At 44.4% G+C, this 21,780-nt stretch carries 18 protein-coding genes and 1 tRNA gene; 7 read left to right on the top strand and 12 right to left on the bottom strand.

Annotation, left to right across the window (positions count from 1 at the left end; translation table 11 throughout):
• Positions 1–148 precede the first annotated feature (148 nt).
• From ACDQ55_RS15150 to ACDQ55_RS15140, 3 genes are all read right to left on the bottom strand, one after another.
• Complete coding sequence (locus ACDQ55_RS15150; protein ID WP_420982250.1) at positions 149–592, bottom strand: VOC family protein; 444 nt, start codon at positions 590–592, stop codon at positions 149–151.
• A 130-nt stretch (positions 593–722) separates the two neighbouring features.
• The gene (locus ACDQ55_RS15145; RefSeq protein ID WP_420982249.1) at positions 723–1,457 is read right to left on the bottom strand and encodes a DUF6597 domain-containing transcriptional factor; all 735 of its coding nucleotides are present in this window, start codon (positions 1,455–1,457) and stop codon (positions 723–725) included.
• Positions 1,458–1,902: 445 nt separating this feature from the next.
• Positions 1,903–2,376 (bottom strand): DUF1572 domain-containing protein, encoded by a 474-nt coding sequence (locus ACDQ55_RS15140; RefSeq protein WP_420982248.1) that lies wholly within the window; start codon positions 2,374–2,376, stop codon positions 1,903–1,905.
• Positions 2,377–3,029: 653 nt separating this feature from the next.
• On the opposite strand from ACDQ55_RS15140, the gene ACDQ55_RS15135 reads away from it, so the two are divergent.
• Positions 3,030–3,590 (top strand): hypothetical protein, encoded by a 561-nt coding sequence (locus tag ACDQ55_RS15135; protein ID WP_420982247.1) that lies wholly within the window; start codon positions 3,030–3,032, stop codon positions 3,588–3,590.
• Positions 3,591–3,930: 340 nt separating this feature from the next.
• Here the strand turns inward: ACDQ55_RS15135 and ACDQ55_RS15130 are convergent.
• From ACDQ55_RS15130 to rluF, 3 genes are all read right to left on the bottom strand, one after another.
• Positions 3,931–4,003 (bottom strand) — tRNA-Lys (locus ACDQ55_RS15130).
• Positions 4,004–4,241: 238 nt separating this feature from the next.
• The gene (locus tag ACDQ55_RS15125) at positions 4,242–4,952 is read right to left on the bottom strand and encodes a 4'-phosphopantetheinyl transferase family protein (protein WP_420982246.1); all 711 of its coding nucleotides are present in this window, start codon (positions 4,950–4,952) and stop codon (positions 4,242–4,244) included.
• Positions 4,933–5,676 (bottom strand): 23S rRNA pseudouridine(2604) synthase RluF, encoded by a 744-nt coding sequence (rluF, locus tag ACDQ55_RS15120; protein ID WP_420982245.1) that lies wholly within the window; start codon positions 5,674–5,676, stop codon positions 4,933–4,935. The genes ACDQ55_RS15125 and rluF overlap by 20 nt, the downstream gene beginning before the upstream one ends.
• A 279-nt stretch (positions 5,677–5,955) precedes the next feature.
• Here rluF and ACDQ55_RS15115 point away from each other — a divergent pair, with 279 nt between their 5' ends.
• The gene (locus ACDQ55_RS15115; RefSeq protein WP_420982244.1) at positions 5,956–7,899 is read left to right on the top strand and encodes a lectin-like domain-containing protein; all 1,944 of its coding nucleotides are present in this window, start codon (positions 5,956–5,958) and stop codon (positions 7,897–7,899) included.
• Here the strand turns inward: ACDQ55_RS15115 and ACDQ55_RS15110 are convergent.
• From ACDQ55_RS15110 to ACDQ55_RS15090, 5 genes are all read right to left on the bottom strand, one after another.
• Complete coding sequence (locus tag ACDQ55_RS15110) at positions 7,892–8,902, bottom strand: LLM class flavin-dependent oxidoreductase (RefSeq protein WP_420982243.1); 1,011 nt, start codon at positions 8,900–8,902, stop codon at positions 7,892–7,894. The genes ACDQ55_RS15115 and ACDQ55_RS15110 overlap by 8 nt on opposite strands.
• A 74-nt stretch (positions 8,903–8,976) precedes the next feature.
• A complete protein-coding gene (locus ACDQ55_RS15105; protein ID WP_420982242.1) occupies positions 8,977–9,777 on the bottom strand; it encodes a type 1 glutamine amidotransferase domain-containing protein in 801 nt (266 codons plus the stop codon).
• 62 nt (positions 9,778–9,839) lie between these two features.
• Positions 9,840–10,943 carry a glycosyltransferase family 2 protein gene (locus ACDQ55_RS15100; protein WP_420982241.1) on the bottom strand — a complete coding sequence of 368 codons (1,104 nt, stop codon included), beginning with the start codon at positions 10,941–10,943 and terminating at the stop codon, positions 9,840–9,842.
• Between the two features lie 115 nt (positions 10,944–11,058).
• A complete protein-coding gene (locus ACDQ55_RS15095) occupies positions 11,059–12,105 on the bottom strand; it encodes a cyclic nucleotide-binding domain-containing protein (protein ID WP_420982240.1) in 1,047 nt (348 codons plus the stop codon).
• Between the two features lie 236 nt (positions 12,106–12,341).
• On the bottom strand, positions 12,342–13,529 hold the full coding sequence (locus ACDQ55_RS15090; protein ID WP_420982239.1) for a M20 metallopeptidase family protein: 1,188 nt from the start codon (positions 13,527–13,529) through the stop codon (positions 12,342–12,344).
• A gap of 253 nt (positions 13,530–13,782) precedes the next feature.
• Between ACDQ55_RS15090 and ACDQ55_RS15085 the strand changes: the two genes are divergently transcribed.
• The 3 genes from ACDQ55_RS15085 (at position 13,783) to ACDQ55_RS15075 (ending at position 16,979) form a co-directional block, all read left to right on the top strand.
• The gene (locus ACDQ55_RS15085) at positions 13,783–14,334 is read left to right on the top strand and encodes a gluconate 2-dehydrogenase subunit 3 family protein (protein WP_420982238.1); all 552 of its coding nucleotides are present in this window, start codon (positions 13,783–13,785) and stop codon (positions 14,332–14,334) included.
• An 11-nt stretch (positions 14,335–14,345) separates the two neighbouring features.
• Positions 14,346–16,055: a GMC oxidoreductase gene (locus ACDQ55_RS15080; RefSeq protein WP_420982237.1), complete on the top strand. Its 1,710-nt coding sequence runs from the start codon at positions 14,346–14,348 to the stop codon at positions 16,053–16,055.
• 243 nt (positions 16,056–16,298) lie between these two features.
• Complete coding sequence (locus tag ACDQ55_RS15075; protein ID WP_420982236.1) at positions 16,299–16,979, top strand: DUF2625 domain-containing protein; 681 nt, start codon at positions 16,299–16,301, stop codon at positions 16,977–16,979.
• Positions 16,980–16,995: 16 nt separating this feature from the next.
• Here ACDQ55_RS15075 and ACDQ55_RS15070 read toward each other — a convergent pair whose 3' ends face one another.
• The gene (locus ACDQ55_RS15070; RefSeq protein ID WP_420982235.1) at positions 16,996–19,362 is read right to left on the bottom strand and encodes a glycosyl hydrolase family 95 catalytic domain-containing protein; all 2,367 of its coding nucleotides are present in this window, start codon (positions 19,360–19,362) and stop codon (positions 16,996–16,998) included.
• A 162-nt stretch (positions 19,363–19,524) separates the two neighbouring features.
• Between ACDQ55_RS15070 and ACDQ55_RS15065 the strand changes: the two genes are divergently transcribed.
• Together ACDQ55_RS15065 and ACDQ55_RS15060 are read left to right on the top strand one after the other, a co-directional pair.
• A complete protein-coding gene (locus ACDQ55_RS15065; protein ID WP_420982234.1) occupies positions 19,525–19,782 on the top strand; it encodes a hypothetical protein in 258 nt (85 codons plus the stop codon).
• Between the two features lie 294 nt (positions 19,783–20,076).
• Positions 20,077–21,744, top strand: a complete 1,668-nt coding sequence (locus ACDQ55_RS15060) for a lectin (protein ID WP_420982233.1) — start codon at positions 20,077–20,079, stop codon at positions 21,742–21,744.
• Positions 21,745–21,780 lie beyond the last annotated feature (36 nt).

The raw sequence follows: 21,780 nt of genomic DNA, 5'->3' as shown, positions 1-21,780 counted from the left end.
AACATATAGATCCAACTTGAAGCATCTTGGCTGCCATATTTGAGAAAAACTGATAGTGCGAAAAAAACCAGCCACAAATGAAGCAGCAAATCATCTCAAAAAACGATTAATTAAAAATGCATACCTAATTTATCACATCGGATAATCGTTATAGGTGATCAATGGATTTATGATCAACAGCATTATGGTGTTCATCCAGCGGGATAAAAGTATTGTAGGCCACTTCCATTATGTTCCCCTCCACATCCTCAAAATAGAAGAACAAACCACCAAAGGGGGGAACCGTAGGTGCTGTCAATATCCTTACTCCTTTGCTTTTCAGCCTGGCATAAATATCCCTGACCTCCTGTTCTGTAGACACATTATAGCCAATTGTAACCGTACGGAAACCGCTGCCTGTTGAGGGTATTCCAATAAAGTCGGCCAACGCCTTACGTTTTCCAATACTAAAGAGAAAGCCGTTCATTTTATAAAAGACGATGTCCTTATTTTCCGCAATAGGTTTCCATCCCAATTTTTCCTCATAAAATTGCTTCATCACGTTAAGATCATCAGCCCCAATTGTTAATACGCTAATTCTTTGTTCCATCATCGTGTTTAATTTTTCTATTGGTTTACAAGCCTGAAGGCTACACAGCAGCCAATGAATAGTTTATTTACAAATTTCATTAGACGAAAATACAAGCAAAAGCGACCTGGATGTTTGGAAAAATCCGACAAAATCAAACCAGAGAAGGTGGTTGCCCGGTGAATTTCTTTATTTCTTTGGAAAGGTGGGCATGATCATAATAACCATAATGAAGTGCAATCTCCAGTAAGCTACTATTGACATCTCTGTGCTTAATAGCATTTAATGCCGCCTGGTTACGGACGATACTGATAAACGTCTTAGGATGTATACCGATTTGCTGTTTAAACCTTCGTTCCAGTTGTCGCTCCGACATAAAGTGTTTTTTCGCCAGATCCCTCACACTGATCCTCCCCTGATGAGTTTGCAAGTCGGCCACCAGATGAGTGATATTATCCTTTCTGGGAGATAGCTCACCGGCAAAAAAATGATTAAGATAGGCCGTAGATTTTTTTGCCGTTTGATACAGATTAGGACAAAAGGCCTTATCCAATTCCAATGTCTGATCAGTGATTTCATGCAGGGAACAATACTGATAAAAGTTCTGGAAGGCAGCGGGCTTAAACCGGATACCAAGCAAATTAGTTCCTGCTGCGACAGTAGCGCTGTTAAAAGTGGTCATCGTTCCTACCAGATAAACTTTTTCTGATTTTATCAAGAACTGGCCATGATCGGTCGTACAATCTGCTCCTAAGTTGAAGATGATATCGATGCAACCGTCCGGTAAAATATGCTGCGTCTTCATCGCTCCATAATCATGGGTAAGCGTCCAGTAAGTATCAATATAATCGGACAAAACAGGATGCGGAAGTAATTCGGTGTATCTCATCTCAAGGGTGAAAGCACAAATATAATAATATCAAAGCAGGTACCGGTTGTCGGTTGGGTTGGGTGTAATTTAATCAGCCCTATTTCCTAAACCGTGGTACTAATAAGCGTTTCAAAGAAAAAAGTTTGCACTAACTATTCCAATGTTACCTTTTTTGTTGCCAGTCAGATTGGCTTGGAGTAGTTGAGCTTTATATACTAACAACAGTTTTGAGGCCGCAGGAATTAAGCAGGTTCAAAACTGTTTATTTTCTTTGATGCGATCATGCTGTAACTATATCAAAAGCTTATAGAGCACCGCTTTCAAACGAATTTTAAAGCACTGTATTCTCTTAGAATAGCTTATTTCGTACGGGTTTGTAGTTGATTTACCAATATACGAAAATCCTTGCTAAATCAGCACAAAATACATTTGCAAATTAACAATGAAGTATACACGCTTTATATCAAGCCAGGACCGGGTTGATAATTTTCTTTATCAAAGAAATCTGCCCAAGGTGATAATGCGTATGCTCAATAACTCCGAGTAGGTTTCTGTAATAATTTCCGTATTTGGGATCTTCAAAATCTTGGAATAATTTTGTTTCATCTAAATTTTCAATGTGTAAAGCTAACTGCTCAGCTTCAGTAAAAGTTTTAGTTACTAATTCCTGCCACTCTTCTTCAGAGGTTATAGGATTTAGATCGAAGCTAAATTTATCACTTGCGTTTAAGGGTTCCCCTTGTAAGACCTTTAAAATAGCACTCACATAATAGTTAATGTGAAAAACCAAAACAGCTATAGTATTTAGGTCATGAACCTTTGCGGTCGCCTGTTTCCAATTTACATCTGCTAATGTGTCTTTAAGGTTTATACTCGTCCAGTTACCGCCAAAATGAACATCCCTGAAGTGCTTTGACACTTGTTTAGTTGAAGTCATAATAAAACATTTGGGTCAATATAAAATAGAGGACGCTTAGTATCGCTTGCTAAGCGATCATTCCTTTCTTGAAAAAATTCAAATCTTTCGATCCACAGTTTTAATATAGTTAATTCGAACTCAGTTCATCCACTTCCATTTCTAAGCATCAATATACTAGAAATTTAGAAATAATTTCCTCTTCTAATCCAGTAAACCGACAAAATTCCACCACTGTCACCGTATCCCCTTCTTTTTCCCATTGGCCTGACATATTTGCTATAGGATCTTCCTTGCGGTGTGCTCACTCCTGCCGGTTATATTCATCAAGTCTTTTGTAAAAAAACCGATTCAATATATTTACACAGTTTGTGAGATAGTGCCTTTATGCCTTAAAATTACAAATCATATAATTTTATCCAAACGGAAAATCCACTCTGAGACGGACTTGGTAAGCGGGATCTAAACATTGTTCATTCTTGAAAATCAAATTAAGTTCAACCTTTTTGAGGTAGACTTGTTAGTTATTCACTTCGTGGGCAAAATAACCCAAACAGTTTTTGTATTCTGTAATACATTCATTCTTTGGTCAAAATCATCCTTTTTAGCATTAGACATTTCCGACTGGCAGTATCCTTAATAATCTTTTAACTCCCTCTTAAAAACCATTTATCATGTCCAAGCAACAAAATCAAACTGAAACTACAGCTGCGTCTACTCTGGATGCCAAATCAACAATCCTGATTGTTGTGGATCGACAATCCACATCACAGTCTTTCAAGGAGAGTAATCATTCATTTACATGCCCTACCGGTACAATTATGATCGGACGGCACCACAGTGGTGATGAAAACGGCCAGACTTTATATATGTATGCAACATTAAAAGCTGTGGATAGTTCCGGTAATACCGTGCCTGGAACATTTGAGGTCGAAAATAGTGGTTGGAGTAGTCCACAGAAAGAATCATCCAGTGATTTCGCGGCTCCCCGCAATCAGGTAATCACAGCAAGAGAGCACCAGGGCGATGAAAATGGCCAAACATGGTATAAGACAGGCCAAATATATTTCAACGACAGATTATGCTATATAGAACCTGAAGGGGATGATCTTAAGATTACTGTTAAGGAATCCGCAGGAGTATGGGCAAAAAAAGATCTTCCTATAATTCACAGAAAGCACACTGGAGATGAGAATGGTAATACGACGTATTACTTTGGGAAGATAGTATCTTAGTGATAATCTCTGGAATGGAATTAAAATAGTTAGAACTCATTTAACCAGAAAATTCGCTATCATGGCGGATTTTCTGGTTAAATGACAATAGAATTCAAATTCTATTGTCTGCATTAAATCACCTTTCAGATGTTATTACAACGGAGGAAATTATGAATGATTTTTAAGTATCCAAAAAATTCATCTATTAAAATTCATCTCAAAAATTGTAACTTAGATACTGATACGTCAACCCAAATAAAACTAAGTAAACCAGAACAGCGAATCTGCACTTTGATAGACTATCAAATAGACCCAAAACTTGAAACCCGCGCCAAGCGCAGGTTTCAAGTTTCTTCCGTGATCCCCTTGGGACTCGAACCCAAGACCCATACATTAAAAGTGTATTGCTCTACCAACTGAGCTAGGGAATCCTTTCCTGTAAAAGGAGTGCAAATGTAGGAATTATCCATTCACTTCCAAATTTTTTTCCTAAAAAAAAATAATTAACCTCAACGACTATATGAAAAAACTACTCTTAATGGCGTAAATCTTATACCTACGGAGCTGATGGGCAATAACAAGAAACAACCTACTATCACTTTCTAGAAAACCAGCATATATACCTCTGGAACCTGAAAAATATAAACGACAAAGCCGCATAGGCTTGCTCTAAACAGCAGGACTAGTAAGCGCTTGCACGGCAATAATATCTATCTGGCTTTTCTCTGGTAATACCAGGGCACAAACAATATTCCCTGCTATCCAGCAAATAGCTTTGTATTGTACAAAATGAGTGAAGGTACATTCGAGCGCACCATTTTCTACAATGGCTGTTTTAATTTGGAACAGGGAAAGGTCGGTCGTAAAACCGGTTTTAAGGACTTTGGACAGCGCTTCTTTGGCAGTCCAGAAGAGTAGCTGTTTTTCTGTGCCGCTATATGGCAATAACGCCATCAGGTCTGCTTCCTGTATGGTAACTGGAGGGATATACGAATAGTTGGTGATCGCCTCTATATCTACTGCCATGGGATGCGATTCCGGGAAAACGATAGCCATTGACACCTCTTCACTGTGCGCAATACTTACCTGCAGGTTACTGTACCCCGGACAATATAGAACTGGCTGACCAAATACGCCGGAGGTGATTCGTATATTGGCAGGCGCTATATGGGTAAAATGAGCAGCAGCCAGCTTTGCAGCGTGGCGGCCTAATAAATATTGTTGCTCGGCGGCGCCGGTCAGGTTGTCTTCTTCTTCCGGGTGTAGAAAGTTATCGGGAGAGGGCAGCGGCAAAGCTGATACAGCCATTACTACCGGAAAAAAACGTTCTGCCCGGGTAACTGTTATCGGTAATACCCTGTTACTCGTCCATTCCTTCATGGTGGTTACCTTTTTCGGTTTTACTGCTATTAGCGACCATATCATTAATGCTGTTGATCTCTTCCTTCGTAAAATACCGCCATTTACCTGGTGCCAGGTCTTTTAACGTCATGTTCATGATACGAACCCGTTTCAATGTTTGCACTTCATAACCCAATGCCTCACACATCCTGCGGATCTGCCGGTTGAGGCCTTGCGTAAGAATGATTCTGAAACGGTTGGGGCCTTCCTGTTGCACGAAACATTTCTGCGTTACAGTACCCAGAATCTGGACGCCATTGCGCATCGCCTTCACAAATTCCAGGTCAATAGGCTTGTCTACTGTTACGATATATTCCTTTTCATGTTGATTACCTGCCCTAAGAATCTTGTTCACAATATCGCCATCATTGGTGAGAAAGATAAGGCCCTCTGAACGTTTATCCAGCCTTCCTATCGGGAAGATACGGGAAGAATAGTTCACGTAGTCGATAATGTTGGTCTTATCCTTCAGGTCTGTAGTACAGGTGATTCCTTTGGGCTTATTAAGCGCGATATACACGGTGGCCTTTTTCTTTTTCAATGGCTCTCCATCTACTTCCACCACATCGCCTTCTCTCACGCGATTACCTTTGGAAGCAAGGTTATCGTTGATGGTTACCCTGCCTTGTTCTATATATTTATCCGCTTCCCGACGGCTGCAGAAGCCGGTTTCACTGATGTATTTATTAACGCTTATATCCATAATTACCCTTGAAATCACCCGCAAATTACTTAAAACCGGGCAAATACGTTATAAAGCCCCAGCAGATGAAATTAATCCACTATTGCCAACATAACTGAATCTGGCGTGCAGTACATTAACCCGGCAGATTCCTTCACACATAAAGATCCATCAACTATGATGGTTAGCCCTTTTTTGGGAGGGCCGGCTAATGAAAACTTAATTTGTCCTTTGATGTTAATCACTAGGTCTGTATCTTGTTCCCTTGGCAAACTATCCACTACCTTGTTATAGCATAATATGAAAAAAAGATTATGCATTATTTGCAGTCTGTTGTTAATAGCATGTACCCAACTACCAGGTCAAACGCTATTACCATATATCCTCAACGGGGCCGCCACCCAGCGCACTTGTAACTGCTATATATTAACACCCGATCAACAAGGTATCAGTGGCACGGTATGGAATAAAAACAAAATCAATCTCCAGCAATCCTTCAACTATGTGTTCGATGTAAATCTGGGTTGTAAAGATGGCAATGGAGCCGACGGCATCGGGTTTATCCTGCAAACACAAGGCACTAACCTGGGCGCCACAGGGCAGGGATTAGGGTTCAAAGGTATTTCTCCTTCCTTAGGTATATTGATAGATACTTATCCCAATAGCGATGAAAACGATCCTCTTTACGATCACCTGGCTATTCAAATGAATGGCATCGCCGACCACAATAGTGCCAGCAACCTTGCCGGACCTGTCACTGCATTAAATGAGCAAAACAATATCGAAGACTGCCAATGGCACCTGTTCCGCATCAACTGGGATGCTAATCGCAGGCATCTGGAAGTAAGTATGGACAATGTACTGCGGTTAGCGCTCGATAAAGACATTATAAACGATATTTTCACCGGCAATCCAGAGGTATACTGGGGATTTGCCGGTTCTACCGGCGGTTATTCCAACCTGCAACAATTTTGCGCCGCACTGCGCCCGCAATGTGACATCAACCCACAACAACTTTTCTGCGATGGTATACCTGTTGATTTTAAAGACAATTCCAGTTCATTCGGAGCCATTACGCACTGGTGGTGGGATTTTGGAGATAACGTTACTTCAAATGTTGCTCAACCTCCTCCGCATGTATACCCTTCAGCAGGACATTACGAAGTAAAACTCGTAATCGCCGACAACAGTGGTTGTATCTCTGATACACAGAAAATCCCCCTTACCATAGAGGCATATCCGGTAGTAGACTTTGGTCCTAATCCACTTTGCCTGGACGCCGATATGCATATGCAAAACCTTACTACTACTACCGTAGGCAATATAAATCAATGGGAATGGGATTGGGGAGATGGTACTATTGCCAATAGTCAAACTCCCTTAGCACCTTATACTACTACCGGATCGCGGCAGGTAAAGCTAACAGCTACTTCTTCCCAGGGCTGCAGCAGCAGCGCCAGTAAAGTCGTAATGGTAGGAAATACGCCCCTGATCAGTGGCCAGGGAGAAAATGTGTGCCTGGGAACTGCCATTACTTTCCAGGCCAATAACCTTACACCGAACGTCCCTATAGCGCGCTGGCACTGGAACCTAGGCAATGGCAATACCCTAATGCAGCAACAAGCGAATTATACTTACCCTGATACAGGCCAGTATACCGTACAGGTATATGCAGAGAGTACAGATGGCTGCCCTTCACCTGTAGTGGAGACGCCTGTAAAAGTAACCGGCGTATATGCCCGTGCCGGAAGAGACACGGTAGTAGCAGCAGGCCAACCACTGCAGTTACAAGCGCAATGGACCAATCCCAATGTATCCTATGCCTGGTTACCCTCTACCGGGCTCACTAATCCTACTGTGGATAATCCACTGGCGCTGCTATACAAAGACCAAACATATCGCCTCATCATTACTTCTCCGGAAGGATGCCGGGATGAAGACGAGATCAACGTTAAAGTATATAAAGGTCCTACTTTTTATGTCCCTACGGCCTTTACGCCCAATAACGACGGCCGTAACGACGTTTTCCGTGTAATTGCGCCAGGCGTACCTTCACTTGATTTTCTATGCGTATGGAACCGTTGGGGGCAGGAAGTTTTCCGGAGCAACAACCTCTCCGGGAGCTGGGATGGTACCTGGGGAGGGCAACCAGCTCCTGCCGGCACCTATGTATGGATGGTACAAGGTGTAGATTATACCGGCAGGCGCTTTAGCCAGAAAGGTACAGTAACACTTATTAGGTAAGCTGGTCAAAAATTTCTTTCAATAAAGAATAAGAATACAGGCGAGCATCCTGGTCATATACATTGGTAGCCACCATCACCTCATCCACCCCTGTATCATCCAGGAAATGCTGTAATCTTTGCTTTACTGTTAACGGGCCGCCAATAAAGGAATAGGTGAGCATTTGCTGTACATGGGCGGCTTCGTATTCTGTCCACAAGCTTTCCATACTGTCTACCGGAGGTGCTAACCGTTGCAAACGGCCACGGATCACTCCCAGAAACATCTGGTAAAACGACGTGGCCAGCCGTTGGGCCTGGGCATCTGTATCCGCTGCAATGACATTCACACCAGCTATAGTATACGGTGCCTGCAGGAATTCGGAGGGTTTGAAATGTTGACGGTATATTTTTAGGGCGGCATGCAATTGCGCCGGCGCAAAATGGCTGGCAAAAGCATAGGGCAAACCCATCGCTGCAGCTAAGTAAGCACTGTCTGTACTGGACCCGAGTATCCAGATGGGAATATCCAACCCTTCGCCCGGAATAGCCCTCACCGCGCCAGTATGGTTATCAAACGAAAGATAATGTTGCAACTCCTGAAGCTGTTCAGGAAAATCATGACCAGACCCTAACCTGTCGCGGCGCAAGGCTCGCGAAGTAATCTGGTCTGTGCCTGGCGCACGGCCCAGCCCCATGTCTATCCGTCCGGGATACAAAGATGCCAGCGTACCGAATTGCTCTGCTACCACCAGTGGCGCATGGTTAGGCAACATAATCCCCCCGGAGCCAACCCGGATAGTATGGGTGCCACCGGCAATGTACCCCAACAATACTACAGTGGCAGAACTAGCTACACTTACCATATTATGGTGTTCTGCCATCCAGAAACGTTTATATCCGACCTTTTCTACATGCTGTGCAAGCCGCATACTGTTATGAAAAGCATCTGCGGGCGTTTGTCCTTCCAATACCGGCGCAAGGTCCAATACTGATAACGGACGTATTAATCCTTTCTTACTCATATACTTCAAACAATTTGTTAATCCAAGCATACAAATTTACAACAATGACTGGCAAGAGAAGGGGTAGATATACTCTAGGTAAGTGGCTGTTCGCCAGCGGCTAAGAGTTGCAATAAATCGTGGGAAAAACGGTATACATCCCCGGGCCATCTGGCCGACAAATAATGCCGGTCCAATACTGTAAAGCCCCTGCGAAGGTGGGTTGCATTATCCCGGAGCAAAGGAAAAGGTCCGGAAAGGAACTGGGTACTATCTGCCAATGCGGCAGTTACTTCCGCCTGTACAGTTACAGGATAAGTAAGATAATAGTCTTTAAGCCACCATCGTGTAAGCTGCCAGGCGGTGATTTCCTGTGATTGTAATAAGGCAGTGGTTTGATAGTTGCGTAATATAGAATACTTCGTTTGGGGATGTTTACTACGGGCAACCAATACTACGCCGTGGCAAATAGCAGCAACTGGTTTTTGTAAGATAAAAAAAGTAGCGACTGTGTTCTGTAATACGGGCGACTCCAGGTATTCCCTCATCCCCTTATCGTGCCCGCCAGGAAGCAGTAAAGCATCAAAGACTTCCGGCCGGATGTCTGTATACTTAAGCGGACTGCAAAAAGCATCAGAGTTAGACATCCGGTGGCAAGCAGCAATTGCGTCTGGGCGGGCCTGCAATAACCATTTCCAGATACCTAACCCTTCTCCTCTCAACATACGCAGATCTGCCATACTACTATATCCATCCGGAGTGGCAAAGTACAGGTCATGACCTGCAGACGTTAACAACCACCATGGGATAGCCGCCTCCGTTGGATCAAACCCATACCTGGGCAATGGCACAAGCACCTTCTTTCGTATGCTTTTTGGCAATGTTGGATCAAACATGAAACAGAAAGATAGCAAAAAAGCTGCAAGTTGCCGAAGTAGTTACTTTTAAATCCGGCCTGTTAGCGGCTAATGACTAATACTACCAATAGTACGATATACAGTAATAGTTTGATAATGCGCCATCTGTTGGTACGGAAATGACGGGGACGGGAAAAATCGATATTGATCCTCCGCATAAAATAATGAACCCTCCCCTTACCTATACTGGTTTTAAACAGCCCCCATTCGTTACTGCATCTCAGCAAGGTCATATAATACGCCACTTGGGGCGCCTTATATCCCATATTGTAAGCCCGGATATAATTAATCAGCATATCCACTAATGGCACAGCTAACAATAATATCAACCATTGCTGCCAACCCAGGTAGATAAAAAATAAAGGAGCGGTTAACAGCAATAGCGCTATGCCTTCTACCGGACTGGGGAATGCGTACCAATTATAGGCTTTAAAACGTGGTAGCAGCAGGGCCATACCTTCTCCATAACGTTCAAAACGTTTATAATGCGGTTGAGCATCGTTCCACCAGGGATGCGTTACTTTCGCCTCTTTTACACAAACAAAACGGGCATTATGGCGCAAGCCTATCTGTGCAGGCAGATCCACATCCTCTCCTCCTCCATTTTTAGGAAAGATGGAAGAAAAACGCAATTCCTGCATAGCCGCACGGTTATACATCATGTTGGCGGTAACGCCCCACATAAATTCCTGCTGCCGCTCTGCAATGGTAAACATCGTAGTAAGCCCGGCTGCCGTAAGCGCCCGCGTGAAACTGTTTATAGGCGCCGGAAAATCCGTTAACCCAATAAAACCAATCGCCTGCCGGTTAGATTCAATCGCTTTTATATATTGAAAGAGTACATCGTCCGCGGCTACAATATCATCATCCAGAAATAAAATCCATTCCCCGCTACCTGCGTTAATGCCTTTATTACGGCTTTCTGCTGCACCCAGATTTTCTTTATTGATAAACAGGTGGATGCTGCCTTCTTGTTCCAATCGCAATATTTCCTTGCCTGGCTGTACTTTTGGATTATCTACTATTACATAATAATTAAACGTCCAGCCGGCAGGTTTGGGTAAATGGATCAACGGTAATAAGTACTGCTCATCCAGCCGGAAAGAGGGAATAATTATATCAATCGTATTGGCAAATGTCAACATAGGGCGCGAAGATAAATAACATTCCTTTTCTTTTGATAAATAAAAAAATACATATATTTACGTCCTTTAATTTATTAACCTGATTAAGGTACCCCCAATGAACAGCCAGCCGGCCTTAATGAAAGGCAATATCTTCAAGCCGGGGAATATCAAGCAAAGTAATACTGCCGCTACTGATAGCGATCAGCTGCTCGCTCTTAAAATCGCCGAGGGTACGTATCAACGATTCGGTAGCAGTACCGGCTACCGATGCCAGTTCTTCCCGGGAAATGCGGATTGTAAAATTTTCCGCTTCCGGTTGCTGGTATTTATTACGCAGATGTATTAAGGCACTGGCTACTTTTTTCCGGAGTGTATTATAGGCGATGCCTAATAACCGGTCTTCCTTCTCAGTAAGGTTCTGCGCCATCATACGTACAAATTCCGTTACCAGGTATGGCGTACGTTTAAAAATTTCTTCGGCATCCTCACGGGGTATCAATAGTAGTTCGGTATCCTCCATAACAATAGCAGTGGCCTTATAGGGAGCATCTTCCAGCAGGGCCACATATCCGAAAAAATCGCCTTTTTTATAAAGTCCGATTACCAGGTCCTTACCATCTTCGTGCGTTTTAACGGTTTTTACCTTGCCCTTTCGGATATAAAACAGATAACGGGGAGTACTGCCTTCTTTATACACCGTTTCCTGGGGGGCCAGGCGCATCGTATTACGATTGGCTGTAAATTCCCGGATCATTTGTTTGAGATTATGCTTTTCTTCCGGCGAATGGCCTGGCAGGGCCATTGCGGCTATCTTAGAACGGTGTAAACGGTTCCCTACTGTGAGTAGCAGGTCGTTGCCCGAAAAAGGCCGCACCAGATAATCATCTGCCCCTAAATTCATCACTTCCCGGAAAGCACGGGCATCATACTGATCTGTCAGGAAAACTACCGGTACAGCTTCCAGCGCCGGCTCCTTACGGATACAACTCAATACTCCTAAGCCATCTATCCCATTCATATTCATCTCACATAAGATCATATCCGGGTGTAGCGCTCTTGCTTTTTCTATTCCAATTTTACCATTTTCAGCGAGCACAACCTCATAATGATTGAGTTGCAGCAGATCTGCGATACTTTCCTGCAACAGTTTGGGGTTACCTATTAACAGAATTTTTTGCATATCCAAAAATAAGGGAAAAAATACTGCAGTGAGCGGGCACAAAAAAAGGGGTGGTAAGAATACCTCCCCTTTAATATTTTAACCATATCCTATGAAAAACCTAAAACAAAGATATATCCATCGGCGTTAGTACTAAGACCTATTTTGTGAACGCATCATTTTTCCCGGTGAATGATATAAAACAGGTGGTAATAAAAAAGTGACCGGTAAAAATCAGGTGTATCACCAACACTTAATTAGTTACCCAAATTTTTTAGCACAAGATAAGCCATCAGTCCTGCGCCGGTTTCCAGGGCTTTCTCATCTGCATCGAAAGTAGCAGTATGTAATCCTGAAACGATACCGCTGTTTTCGTTGCGTACACCCAGGCGATAAAAACAAGCATCTGCTACCTGGGAATAGGAAGCAAAGTCTTCTGCCGCCATCCAGATATCCAGGTCCACTACTTGTTCTTCCCCCAGATAATCAACAGCATGTGCGCGGCTGGTGGCCGTCAGCTTATCATGGTTGATGAGTACCGGATACCCTCTTTCAATTTTAATATCGCAGGTGCCTTCCATACTTTCAGCAATGGATACAGCCATTTTTATAATTTTTTCATGCGCCGCAGTACGCCATTGCTCATCGAGCGAGCGAAAGGTTCCATCCAATTTCACTTCATCAGGAATCACATTATTAGCGCCGTTAGCGATCATTTTTCCAAACGACAATACAGAAGGGGATAGCGGATTTGCGCGGCGACTCACAATTTGCTGCAGCGCAATCACAATATGACAAGCAATTACCAATGGGTCAATGCCTAAATGCGGCATAGCGCCATGACCTCCCTTTCCTCTAACGGTAATGGATATTTCATCGTTACTGGCCATATAGCACCCCGCGCGGAAACCCACCTTTCCTACGAGCAATTCCGGCATAACATGTTGCCCGAGAATACTCTGTGGGCATGGATTTTCTAACACACCCGCTTTAATCATCAGGCTCGCGCCACCGGGGATCACTTCTTCCGCAGGCTGAAAAATAAATTTCACCGTACCGGAAAATTCATTTTTCATCTGGCTTAAAATACCTGCTACGCCTAACAGGGAAGCAGTATGTACATCATGCCCGCAGGCATGCATCACCCCTTCGTGTAAGGAGCGGTAAGACACATCGTTCAATTCATGAATAGGCAATGCGTCAATATCTGCCCTTAGGGCCACCACTTTATCAGAAACGGCGGCTGCACCTTGCAGTAAAGCAACGATGCCCGTATCTGCCATCCGCTCATAAGGAATGCCTAACGCGGTTAACTTTTCTTCTATAAAAATGGCCGTTTGGTATTCCCGGTAAGAAAGTTCTGGATGTGCATGCAGATGACGGCGGTTGGCAGTAGCCTCATCCAACAAACCACTGGCTAATTGCCGGATTCTCTCTTTCAGCATATGGTAATAACTTTTTTATGCAGTATTATTCTCAATGATACAATTTTTTATCCGGACCTCAGCGGCTGCTATTTTTCTGCAGCAGACAAACTTACCTACCGGCCACTCCTCAAAAAACATTGTAAAAACACAGAGATTCTTTTATATTTATTACTTATTTACCGCGAGAACCAAAGAAATAAAACGTTTTTGCAAAAAAGAAGCTATAGATGATGCAAATAAATTCCCGTTTCATTACACAAAATTCCTATTCATGGCAGTGAACAGAAGAGAAGCCTTAAAACAGCTGTTATATGTTTCCGCCGGCCTGGCAATATTACCAGCCTGCCTGCAACATACCAATAGATTATCGTTAACGTTAAAGCACATACAGGTAAACGGCGATCAGGAAAAAATGTTGGCAGAACTGGTGGAAACCATTCTTCCCGCTACCAGCACACCTGGCGCCAAAGCGCTTTCCGCTCATTTGTTTGCGCTCATCATGATAGACGATTGCTATAAAAAAGAAGAGCAACAGCAATGGATGAATGGCCTGAAAGCATTCGACGAAGCCTGTAAAAAACTTAATGGCCATACTTTCCTGAAAAGTACTGTCCCACAAAGAACATCCTTAGTGGCTTCCCTGGAAGCTAACAAAGACGCCAAAGATGACCTGACCTTCTTTTACAAAGCTATTAAACGCCTGACCATCCAGGCTTATACGAGTTCCCAATATTTCCTCACCAATGTAAATGTTTATGAGCTAGTGCCGGCGCGGTATAAAGGATGTGTGCCATTGAAACCCGTTATCCGGAAACTTGCCTAATTGCTAACAATATGAGTAATAATAATACCAGCCTTCAAAACCGCACGTTCGATGCCATTGTAATTGGCTCTGGTATCAGCGGTGGATGGGCAGCGAAAGAATTTACTGAAAAAGGACTGAAAACCCTCGTACTAGAAAGAGGCCGGGATGTAAAACACCTGAAAGACTATCCCACTACTAATATGTTTCCCTGGGAATTTCCGCATCGCGGACAGGTACCCCAGGAAATACGGGAAGCCAATCCTGTAATTAGCCGCTGCTATGCTTTCCATGAAGATGCCATGCATTTCTTCGTAAAAGATAATGACCACCCATACGGCCAACCTAAACCATTCGACTGGATACGCGGCTACCAGGTAGGCGGCAAATCATTGATGTGGGCGCGCCAAACCCAGCGCTGGAGCAACTTCGACTTTGAAGGCCCTGCCAGGGATGGTTTTGCGGTAGACTGGCCTATCCGGTATAAGGATATTGCACCCTGGTACAGCTATGTAGAAAAATTTGTGGGCATCTCCGGTAATAAAGATGGTATTGCCCATCTCCCCGACGGGGAATTCCTACCGCCGATGGAGCTCAGTTGTGTAGAAAATTATTTCAAGGATTTTGTCAAAAGCCACTATAAAGACAGGCACGTAATATATGCCCGCTGCGCCCATCTAACGCAGCCGCAGCAAGTACACCTAGACCAGGGTCGCGGACAATGCCAGAAAAGGGACCTGTGTGCCAGAGGATGTCCTTTCGGCGGATATTTCAGCAGTAATTCTTCTACTATACCCTGGGCGCAAAAAACCGGTAACCTTACTTTAAAACCTTTTTCTGTAGTCCATTCTATTATCTACGACGAGCAAAAAGGCAAAGCCACCGGGGTACGCGTCATCGATACCAATACCAAAGAAATGATGGAATACTATGCCCAGGTGATCTTTGTAAATGCAGCTGCTGTAAATACCAACCTGATATTATTGAACTCTACCTCCCACCGTTTCCCGAATGGATTAGGTAACGACAGTGGCGTACTGGGTAAATATTTCGCTTTCCATAATTACCGCGGACATATCTCTGCACAATACGAAGGCTTCAAAGATACTACCACCGACGGCCGCAGACCTACCAGCGCCTATATTCCACGCTTCCGGAACGTGGCCAAACAGGAAACCGGCTTCCTGCGCGGCTATGCGGCAGGTTTCTCTGCCGGCAGGGGATCACATACCAACACCGATGGCTTCGGTAAAAGCCTCAAAGAACAACTCTTCAACAAAGAAATAGGCCCCTGGAACGTTGGCTCACACATGATGGGCGAAACTATTCCTAAAGAAAAAAGTACGGTTACCCTTGATGCCCAACACAAAGACGAATGGGGCATTCCACTCATCAATATCGACGTAGACTACGACGACAACGATGAAAAAATGCTGCAAGACTTCTTTGAGCAGATGACAGAAATGTATACCAAAGCAGGGTTTACCAATATCCAAACTGGCGACTCCAAACAAGCACCAGGACTGGATATACACGAAATGGGCGGAGTACGGATGGGCCGTGATCCTAAAACATCTATCCTCAATAAATGGAATCAAATGCATACCTGCAGCAATGTATTTGTAACTGATGGCGCCTGTATGACTTCTACATCTACCCAAAATCCTTCCCTCACTTATATGGCGCTTACGGCAAGAGCAGTAGATTATGCCGTAAACCAGCTAAAGAAAGGAAATATATAAATTGATATTTTTTTAATTGCCTGCAATTTATTTAATAAACTGCAGGCAATTTTTTTGGGGCAAAGCCATCAAGCCAGGCAGGGCGCAAGCTATGGTAGGCAGTAAATAGGAGATAGCAAAAGAAATAAGGGATTGAAAAATCTGATAAAAAAACATAAACATATCTTAAAAAAAGGGAGTAAGCAGAATCGTTTATCCCCTTTTGCTTTAAATTGCACGCACCTGTTTAATCAGATAATTATTATGAAATCATTGCAAGAACTGATCGATACCAAAGAACCCGGCTGGGAATTAGTACAGCACTGGATCAGGAACAGTAACAACCCTATAGAAATCCTGCCCAGGGACCCTATCCGTGCGGAGCAGGCACTCTATCAAACCCAGGTGACTACCCACTCTCCTATGGGCGCCATTATATATGAAACCGGCGGCCTCCTGGTAGACCATGGCTGGATCAGGGTATTGGGATCTGGCTGCAAAAAAATGGACCGTAGCTTGCCTGAATGGAACGAAGGTAAAACGTTCACACAAAGTGGAGAGCAGCCTACCTATTTATTAATTGCCGACGATGTGATCGGTGGTTTCTATGCTATCAATAACGGTGGGTTGGCACACAACGAAGGCATCGGCAGTGTATTTTATTTTGCCCCCGACACCATGGAATGGGAAAATATGGAGATCGGCTACTCCGACTTCATCACTTTCTGCTGCACTGGCGACATTGCAGGCTTTTATGAATCTTTCCGCTGGAAAAACTGGCAGGCAGACGTCGCTAAATTAAACGGCATGCAGGGATTCAGTTGCTTACCTTTTCTTTTTACTAAAGAAGGAAAAAATATAAATAGCGTGAGCAAAAGACCTGTTTCCATTGCAGAACTGTGGTCACTGCAACAGGACCTTCAAAGACAATTGAACCATGGATAACCGGATTATAAAATCACTATTCAACAACCGCCATAAGCATCGTTTTCGTTGATTGTATCTCTTTCATATCGCCGTTGATGCGCACTTTTACCTTTGCAGGGAAAGGGCTGCTGATCTTATAATCGGTAACCACACCATTCTTCCAGGCGATATCTACGATATAATTCCCCCTTGCCTTCAAGCCTTTTACACTACCGCCAGCTTTCCAGGCATCAGGCAATGCCGGCAGCAAATCTATGAATCCTGCATGGCTTTGCAGCAGCATTTCCGCTAATCCTGCTGTACCACCAAAGTTGCCATCTATTTGGAAAGGTGGGCCTGCAGATAACAGATTGGGGTAAATGCCTCCGCCTGCGCCATAATTGATATCCGTTTTCAACGTTGGCTTCATGATCTCCGCAAATAATTTCCAGGCACGGTTGCCATCATGCAACCTCGCCCAAAATAATAACTTGTAGGCGATAGACCAACTAGGGCCATCGTCGCCTCTTGTTTCCAGCGTTTTTTTGCAGGCAGCCGCCAATTCGGGTGTGGCCTCCGGCGTAATCAGAGAGGCGGGATAAAGGCCATACAAATGTGAAATATGACGGTGCTGCGGCTCTGGCTCTTCATACGCTTCCAACCACTCCATTAACCTACCGTCTTGCCCCACGCGGCCTGCCGGTGGCAATTGCTTCAATTTTTCTTCCAGCGCATTGCAGAAAACAGCATCTTTATTCAGCTGGCGACCGGCAAAGATAACGTGCATAAACAGCTCCCGGATAATCTGATTGTCGATTGTTGGGCCATTGCAGATGTTAGCCGTTTTACCATCCGGCAGATAAAAAGAATTTTCAGGGGAAGAGGAGGGTGATGTAACCCACCATCCCGTTTTCACATCTCTTATCAACATGCTATTATAAAACTCCGCCGAACCTTTGAGCACGGGGTAAATATCCTGCAAGTATTGCTGATCATTGGTAAAGACATAATGCTCCCAGAGATTATTACATAACCAGCCGGAACCCGACTTGGTAGTACCCCAGGAAGCGCTTTCCCCCGGTTCTGTAAAACCCCATATGTTGGTGATCACGTGCGCTACCCAACCGTCGGCATGATAATAAGCTTTGGCAGTTCTTTCACCTGGCTTCACCAGCCCCTTTACCAGTTCTGCCAGGGGCAAGTCTAGTTCGGCCAGGTTACTTACCTCTACGGGCCAGTGATTCATTTGAACATTTACATCCAGGTGATAATCGCCATTCCAGGGCGTGTGGATCTGGTTAGCCCATAACCCTTGCAGGTTAGGCGGTAGTAAGCCTACCCTTGTACTGCTGATGGTGAGGTAACGGCCATACTGATAGAACAGCACCGGCAATGCATTGTCGGCTGATGGATCTTTACGGAAACTAACCAGGCGCAGATCGGTAGGCAAATGGCTATTGGCGCCCTCTCCCAGGTAGAGGCTAACGCGGTTGAATAAACGCTGGTAAGCAGCAATATGCTGTTGTTTTTGTAAGATATAATTTTTTGTCAGGGCGGCTTTCAACTGCCGGGCAGTTTGTTCCTGATAACCAGGGTTCCGGAAGTCGGTAGCAGTAGCCACGTATATTATTGCTTCACTAGCGTTGCGGATCAACAGCGTATCATTCACCACAATCACCTGTCCGTCTTTACTTTTACCCTGTATCCTGGTCAGGTAGCGCATACCAGGATCAGGGGTGCCGCTCTGCAATTCGCCCAACATCTGTAACTCGTTACCCACCGTTTTGATCGTAGCGCGTTCGGGCCGGCTAATAGCGATACGCACATTTAGTTGCCCAGGTTTGCTGGCAGTTAAGCGGATAATACCTATATCATCGCCAAAGCTCATGAAGTATTCCCGCGTATAGGCAACACCGTTCACCTGGAAACTAGTGGTCGCCATGGCATCATTCAGCGATAAAGTTCTTATATAGGCAGCTGTATCTGTGGTGGGATAATCGTATTGCAACGATAGCTCCCCCAGCATTTGGAAACAACCAAAAGGTACATCCCCGGAGCCTTTTCCGGTGCATACAAACGATTTATCCATCAACGCCTGCGCTTCATCATTTTTGCCTTCGGCTAACAGTTGCCGGATGGCAGGCAATTGCTTCCAGGCATCGTAATTATTAGCATCCTGCGAGGCACCAGACCATAAAGTAATATCGTTTAATACGATCTTCTCGTGATTGATACCTCCGTCTGGCATCATACCTATACGCCCGTTGCCCAGGGGCAGGGTTTCCTCCCATACGGCCGCTGGCTGGCTATACCAAAGCTGCAAAGGCTTTTGCTGTGCGAACAACGGAGCTGCAATAAACTGAAAAATAAATAGGGCCAATAATGCCCCACTGTAGTGATAAAACAATCGTATATAGCTCATATCGGGATTTTTACCAGGCGGATATACTGTTGGCTTCAATAAGGTTGAAAAAATACACTTCATCGAATAACGCCAAATTAACCGGAGAAGTGCAATGAGTACTGTAAACTAATAAATAATTATCTGCCGGCAAAGGAGCAACTGCCGGCAAACCGCACCATCATGGCAGGCGACTGGAAACGTAACCTAATCGGGGGCGTTGGTTACGGTGACGGCAGTATGAAATCACGCCGCACTGCGCCGGAACTCCCGGCTGGATTTCCCCATCACATCTCCCGTAAAAAGGGGATCCTTTCCTTTCTTTCAAAAAAAACTTACCCTAACTTATTTATTAGCCCTTTATTAGGGTTTTCATTAGTGCTTCCCCGCTTAATTGCATTGAAAAATTTCTACGTTAAAACATTTTTTAGAAGGGCCTAAAAAACAAATCCGAAGCATCAGAAGATGCTTCAGTATGCCTCAAAACCAAAATCCCCAATAACCATGGTAACACAATAAGAAAACCGTACTGTCAACAGGGTATTATAGATCCAGGGAAAATCCGGTGTAGTCCCAGACTGCTCTAATAATGCTGTAGAAAACCCTTAACAAACATTCCACTAACATCAAAGTAAATACTCCATGATGAAAAAGTAAATCCGATAGTAATGCCGGGGCTTCCATTATTCCCCCGGGAATCCGTTTGTAATTTTAAACCACTCAATTATTCCACACATGAAAAGCAAGTTGCATCTACTCCTGGCGACCCTTATCTCTTTGTCGGTAGGCTGCTCAAAGAAAGAGGTCAGTCAATTACAATCATTGCAAGATGGAAAGAAAAACGCCATCAGCACTTTGGGGTCACCTGCTGGCGATGTTGTCGGCAAAATTACGGTTGGCTACCAAGGTTGGTTTGCCGCCATCGGGGATGGCTCCCCTATTAATGCGTGGTGGCATTGGACCCAAAACTGGGGTGCCTCACCTTCTTCTTCCAACAACGGCATCAAATCCTGGCCGGACGTAAGGGATTATACCAGCACTTATGCTACTGCCTGGCCTAACCTCAACAACGGTCAGCAAGCCAAACTGTTTTCTTCTTTCACCGACCAAACCGTTAATACCCACTTCCTCTGGATGCAGCAAAACGGTATTGACTGCGCAGCATTACAGCGCTTTAACCCCAATGGTTCCGAAGGCCCCGTACGTGATGCTATCACTGCGAAAGTAAAAACCGCTGCAGAAACCTATGGCCGTAAATTCTACATTATGTACGATGTAAGCGGCTGGACTAATATGCAGTCTGAAATCAAAACCGACTGGACTAATAAAATGTCGGCTTACACCACCTCTTCCGCTTATGCCAAACAAAACGGCAAACCAGTAGTATGTATCTGGGGCTTTGGTTTTAACGACAGTAACCATAGCTGGTCTGCTGCAGTATGCCTGGATGTGATCAATTGGTTCAAAAACCAGGGCTGCTACGTTATTGGTGGCGTTCCTACCCACTGGCGTACAGAAAGCGACGACTCCCGTCCTAGTTTCCTGGCTACCTACAGCGCCTTAAACATGATATCTCCCTGGATGGTAGGCCGCATTGGCAACGTAAACGATGTAGATAATTTCTACACTAATGTAAACACCCCTGACCAGGCTTATTGCAATGACCATGGCATCGATTACCAACCCTGCATACTACCCGGCGACCTTCAGGAACACCAGCGCGCACATGGCGACTTTATGTGGCGTCAATTTTATAACATGGTAAGAGTAGGCGCACAAGGCATCTACATCTCTATGTTCGACGAATACAATGAAGGTAACCAGATCGCTAAAACTGCCGAAAGCTCCGCCTTTATTCCTGCTGGTGCTAATTTTGTAACCCTGGATGAAGATGGCGTGGCTTGCTCTGCAGACTACTACCTGCGTCTTACCGGCGATGGCGGTAAAATGCTGAAAGGACAAATTGGCCTTACCGCTAGCCGTCCTACCCAACCCATTGTTGGTGGCGGCAACCCTATTCCTCCTCCTTACGGACAAACTATTACCCTGAAAGGCAGTAATAACCTATACGTTTCCAGTGAGAATGCACAACAGGCAATGAACTGCAACCGCGCCACTGCACAGGGCTGGGAGCATTTCAGCGTTACCAATGCCGGCAATGGCAAAGTAGTGCTGCTAAACAGTGGCTATTATGTGAGCTCAGAAAACGGTACACAAGCGATCAACTGCAACCGTACCGCTATTGGCCCATGGGAACAATTCGACTGGATTGATAACGGTGACGGCAGCATTTCACTGAAGGGCAACAACGGTGCATATGTTTCCAGTGAAGGTGGCACCCAGGCAATGACCTGCACCCGCACCACTATTGGCGCTACCGAAAAATTTAAGGTGAACCAATAAATAATAATATTTTTATATCTTTGCTACGGATTTTTA

This window comes from Chitinophaga sp. 30R24, assembly GCF_049056765.1.
Classification (GTDB): domain Bacteria; phylum Bacteroidota; class Bacteroidia; order Chitinophagales; family Chitinophagaceae; genus Chitinophaga.
The sequence above is the reverse complement of the archived record's forward strand: the minus strand, read 5'-3'. Positions and strand labels throughout refer to the sequence as shown.